At 67.2% G+C, this 4982-nt stretch carries 5 protein-coding genes; 3 read left to right on the top strand and 2 right to left on the bottom strand.

Annotation, left to right across the window (positions count from 1 at the left end):
- The coding region (locus ELR45_RS00970; RefSeq protein WP_205855646.1) for an SRPBCC family protein at nt 1-620 on the top strand (620 nt) is incomplete at its 5' end.
- Nucleotides 607-1455 (top strand): class I SAM-dependent methyltransferase, encoded by an 849-nt coding sequence (locus ELR45_RS00965; RefSeq protein ID WP_165367350.1) that lies wholly within the window; start codon nt 607-609, stop codon nt 1453-1455. The genes ELR45_RS00970 and ELR45_RS00965, both read left to right, overlap by 14 nt.
- A 16-nt stretch (nt 1456-1471) precedes the next feature.
- Here the strand turns inward: ELR45_RS00965 and ELR45_RS00960 are convergent, their stop codons facing one another.
- On the bottom strand, nt 1472-3238 hold the full coding sequence (locus tag ELR45_RS00960; RefSeq protein WP_129662700.1) for a sulfatase: 1767 nt from the start codon (nt 3236-3238) through the stop codon (nt 1472-1474).
- Nucleotides 3235-3822: a PadR family transcriptional regulator gene (locus ELR45_RS00955; RefSeq protein ID WP_205855645.1), complete on the bottom strand. Its 588-nt coding sequence runs from the start codon at nt 3820-3822 to the stop codon at nt 3235-3237. The genes ELR45_RS00960 and ELR45_RS00955 overlap by 4 nt, the downstream gene beginning before the upstream one ends.
- Before the next feature lie 205 nt (nt 3823-4027).
- Between ELR45_RS00955 and ELR45_RS00950 the strand changes: the two genes are divergently transcribed.
- The coding region (locus tag ELR45_RS00950) for a TIGR04222 domain-containing membrane protein (protein WP_165367349.1) at nt 4028-4982 on the top strand (955 nt) is incomplete at its 3' end.

Here is a 4982-nt window from a genome sequence, read left to right as displayed (position 1 = left end):
GTGGATACACCCACGTGAGCTGCGGGCATGTTGGGGTGTTCGCCCGACGCGGCGATGACGTGCGGGCTCGTAGCGTCGATACCGAGTTCGAGACGACGGCGGACCCGCAAATGGAGATGGTCATGCGAAGGATCGAAGAGAGCACAGTGATCAACCGGCCGTCCGACGAGGTGTTCCATTACCTGGCCACCCGGTCACACGATTCCGAGTGGATGGTGTCGGTGCGGGAGTCGGAATGGCTGGACGCGGTTGACCCTGGCGCGTCCGAGACGGTCAGCATCGGACGTCGCGGACGCATGGTGATGGACGTCAACGGCCGGACAGTCGAGTTCATCGACGAGGTGACTGACTACCAGCCGGGCCGGGCGGTGGCGCACCGGACCGTGGAGGGGCCTTTCCCGCTGAACACGGCATGCATCTGCGAGCCCACACCACAAGGCTGCCGGGCCACCGTGGTGGGCGAGGCCGACCGGCGGTTCGGGGGCGTGTTCGCCCCGCTGGTCGAGCCGTTCGTCGCACGTGGTGTCCGGCGCGGCTTCAAAGCAGACCTCGCCCGGCTCAAGAGCATTCTCGAGGCAGATTTTGCGCGGACGGGGGAGGATGACGATGACGCAGGATAGCGACGTCAATCAGGGCGAACGCGAGTACTGGGCCGGCGATGGCCCGCGTCAGTACGACGAGCATGGCGACCGCTGGGAGGCCATGATGGCCCCGTTCGGCACGGCCGTGTTCGACGCGGTCGCGCTCCAGCCCGGGGAACGAGTGCTGGACGTGGGCTGCGGTTGGGGAGCGACGACGGTCGAGGCGGCAGAGCGGGTAGCGCCGGACGGCACCGTCGACGGTATCGACATCTCAATGCAGATGCTGGCGCACGCGCGGCAACACATCGCAGGCCTGACGAATGTGACTCTTCTGGAAGCCGACGCCCAGATCCATCGGTTCGAGCAGGAGGCCTACGACGCGGTGATCAGCCGGTTCGCGGCGATGTTGTTCGATGATCCACCCGCCGCGTTCGCCAACCTGCGCCGCGCGTTGAAACCGGGTGGGCGGCTGGCATTCGTGTGCTGGCGGCATCCGCTGGAGACGGAGTGGCTTGCCGTCGCGTTGGCGGCGGTCGTACCGCTGATCGGCCGGCAGCCAGACCTGGGCCAGCCCGATACACCCGGGCCGTTCGCCTTTGCCGACGGCGACCGGGCGCGTCGCATGGTCGCGGCCGGCGGGTTCAGCGAGGTGACGCTGGAGCCCGTCGTCCGGCCGCAACGAGTAGCCGGTGACTCCGCGGACGCGGCAGAGTTCGTTCTCTCGCTGCCGGAGAGCCGTCAGCTTCTCGAGGGGGAACCCGAAAGCGTCCGGGCTGCGGTGTCCGGAGCGTTGGTCGAGGCCTTCCTGCCGTACTCCGGTCCGCGCGGCGTGGTCATGGATGCGTCCGCGTGGCTGGTGACCGCCCACCGATAGCCACACCGCCGTCGTCTCACCGTCGTGCCGAGAGGAGCGCCGCGAGTCCGGCGTCGAGTGCGTGCAGGGTGCTGGCGGGAATCGCCGCGCGGGCGGCGAGGTTCAGCAGGTTCGCGCTGGCTGACACGGAGAGGAGCTCGCTGTGTACGAGGTCCGGAGCGTGGCGCTCGACGACGTCCCGGGCGGCCGGGTCCCGCAGCAGCTCGGTGAGGGGACGTTCGAGCAGATCGCGGGCGGCGAGGTCGGTGCTCGACGGCAGCGGCTCGGCCAGCGCGTCCGCGCGCTCACGATGGGCGCACGCGTGCAGGTGCGCCCTGGTGATCTCACCGTCGGCGGGGATGCCGAGACGCTGGAACTGGCTGGCCGGGGCGTCGTTCTCCCTCATCAGGCGAGCGAGCAGCTGTAGCATCCGCAACTCTGCGTCGTCGTCGACGATCGGACGTTCCTGTCCCGGGTCGGATTCCAGGTCGAAGAGCAGGGTGCCGTGTCGCCATGGGTTCATCCACCGGGATGTCGCCGGCATCCGCATGGTCCGTACGCCCTTGGTGAATCCGAACGGCTCGGCCGGCTCCCAGCCGGCGAGCTCGTCGACACCGAACCGGGTGCGCATGTGGGTCGGCATCAGGGTGTACTCGTCCAGCGGGAGGTTGCGCTCGTCGTCCGAGGCGCGCATGTATACGTACCGGCCGTCGGTGACGTTCACGTGCCCGCCGTGTACCCCGAACAGCGCGCCGTCGTGCGACGGCCCGTCGCCGGCGAGTACCGGGGCCAGATCCTGGCCCTGCATGTCCGGAGCGGGCCGCACGTCGAAGAACCCGAGCATGGTCGGGGCGATGTCGATGGTCTGTGTCAACGCGGTGCGCCGTGTGCCGCGCTCGCCGCAGCGTGGATCCCATACGAAGAACGGCAGATGGACCAGCTCGTTGAACCACGGCTGCACGCCCTTGGCCCACCAGCCATGCTCACCCAGCAAGAAGCCGTGGTCGGTGTTGACGATCAGCATGGTGTCGTCCCACATGTCGTGGGCGTCCATGAAGTCCAGCACCCGGCCCAGCGAGTGGTCGCACATCGACACCAGGGCGGCGTACTCCGATCGGGCATGCTCGACCTGATCGCTCGGCTCGGTGACCTTACGGTATTCGGGCCAGTCGAACTCCGGGCCGTCATACCCATGCGGGTACCGGTCCTTGTACCGCTGGTGGCTGAAGAACGGCTCGTGCGGGTCGAACAGCTCGATCTGCAACATCCAGCGGTCCGCGCCGACATTGGTCTCCAGGAACTCCAACCCGGCGTCCACGGTGCGGGTCTGCGAGTGTTCCGCCTCGGTGCGCATGAAACGGCGGTTGACCTGGTCCTGGCGGCGCATCCGGTGTATCCCTGGCGCGCTCGTGCCGGGTTCGACGACGCCCTTCCACGGATCGCCCTCCTGCCCGCGCATGAACTCCCAGGTGGTGAACCGGGTGTGGTAGGTCGCGCCTCCGTCCTCCCAGTAGTGCGGGTGATCGGAGACAAGGTGCGTATGCACCCCGGCCTCGCCCAGCAGCTGCGGCGCCGAATCGTCGAACGGCTCCAGCGGCCCCCAGCTGCGGTGCAGGAAGTTGTACCGCCCGGTGTGCATCTCCCGGCGTGCCGGAATGCACGGCATCGACCCCGCGTAGAAGTTGTCGAACGTCACCGCGCGTTCCGCCAGCCGGGCGAAGTTCGGCGCGTCGACGAACGTGTCCCCGTACGGCGCGAGCATGTGCCGGTTGAGGCTGTCGAACATCAACACGATGGCTCTCATCCGGTCACTCCCTGGTTCTGTACGGCGCGGCCGGCGAGCTCGTGGCGCAGCTCGATGCAGGCGGCGATGTGAGCGTCGACGGCGGCGGCACCATGCCGGTGCGACCACTCCGCGACCAGATCGGACAGTTCGGAGTCGAACGGCAACGACGTCGCGACGGGCACGCTTCGATCGCGATGGCGGTACCGCGCGACCTGTGCCTGGCGCGCCTCGATCTCCGTGTCCAGCAGCCTGAGCACCTCGTCGACGCCCAGAAAGCCCGCGAAACTGAGCCGGGTGAACAGGTCGGAGTCCTGAAACCGGCTGGTCACGACGTAAGGTCCGGTGAGCCAGTCGAGGAAGACGGTCTCACCCTCGACCGTCACGCTGTACAGCTTGGCGTCCTGGGCACCCGGGCGCGGTTCGACCGTGTGCTGTATCCAGTCCCGGCTCTCCATCTTCCCGAGTGATGTGTAGACCTGGCTCATCTGGGTGTTTGAGCGCATGAACCGACCCTGGGCGTCCATGAACTTCTTCAGGTCGTAGCCGGTGCTCGGTTTGCGCAGGAGTACTCCCAGAAGGATCATCTCAAGCTTCGCCGCCACGCCGCCTCACCTATATCACTTGTGGAATGCCCAGACCATGACACAAGTGCCATGGTCGTGTCAACGATCGGCCCCTCAGAGCGACGGAGAGACTCGCGATCGACGTTGTGGCGCCGCAGTGCCGGTGCTCGCCAGATGGCGCCAAGCTAAGGTGGGGCGGACGTTGTCGATCTTCGCGCATGCACGTGCGCGGGGGGAGTGGTTCATGGTTGTCGTCGTCGCCGTTGCCACTGGTGTCCTTTTCGCCTTGCTGGCGATGATCTACCTGGTCACCGCGGCGAAGGCGCAACGCCTACGCACCATGGTCCATGCAGCGCATGACCATCGGCACCAGGTGGACTCTGACCAGCTGGATCCGTACGAGTTGGCGTTGCTCACGGGTGGCAAGCAACGGCTCGGCCAGGTCGTGCTGGCCAAGCTCTACCTGGATGGGCTGTTTCGCGTACGTCGACGCGGCCGGAGCTATCTCAGGCAGGCGCGGCTCGAGGCAACGCCTGGCTCGGATGCCCGCAGCGATGCCGTTCCAGACAATGCTGCAGTGGCCATCGCTACCAAGGTCGTCAACTCGCGCGGGTTCAAGTACCCCGTCGAGGTGATGGCGGCGGCAACCAGAGCAGACGCGTGGATGACCGCCACCCTGGATCGGCTGCGCGATGCGGGACTGCTGCTTCCGGTCAAGCGGCTTCGCCCGCTGGAACGCTGGCGCTCGTTCGCCTCCGGCGTTCAGGCGTTCATGGTGTTCCCACTGGCTGCGGCGGCGTTCTTCTCCGTCATGTTCCTGGCCGCCGGCTCGATCGAAGCCGGCGTTCCTCTGTATGTCGTCGTACCGCTCTTTCTGAGCACACCACTGGTGTTCATACAGACGCTGCGCTTGTTCGGTGTCACCGCGGAGGTGATGCTGGCAGCGGCCGTCGCCGCCGTGTACCTGGCGGTTCCGGACGTGCCCGTCTGGGTGAGCGTGGCCGCGCTGATCTACTGTGCCGCGTGGCTGGGCCTCTTCAGCGTGCATCGGGTCACCCGTCGGTCTCTCGGAGCGCGGACTCTGGCGGGCGACGCGGTGGTGGCTGCCGCCCGTGCGAAGGTAGGCGAGCGGGCGGCCCGGCGCCGCTCTGACGCGCTGGTACTTGTTGCTCTCTACGGCCTGAGCATGTTGCGTATCT

It is taken from the genome of Phytoactinopolyspora endophytica (assembly GCF_004138495.1).
Lineage (GTDB): Bacteria > Actinomycetota > Actinomycetes > Jiangellales > Jiangellaceae > Phytoactinopolyspora > Phytoactinopolyspora endophytica.
The sequence above is the reverse complement of the archived record's forward strand: the minus strand, read 5'-3'. Positions and strand labels throughout refer to the sequence as shown.

Coding starts and splice junctions, on each gene's coding strand:
- ELR45_RS00965 (WP_165367350.1), top strand. CDS start 607: ATGACGCAGGATAGCGACGTCAATCAGGGCGAACGCGAGTACTGGGCC.
- ELR45_RS00960 (WP_129662700.1), bottom strand. CDS start 3,238: ATGAGAGCCATCGTGTTGATGTTCGACAGCCTCAACCGGCACATGCTC.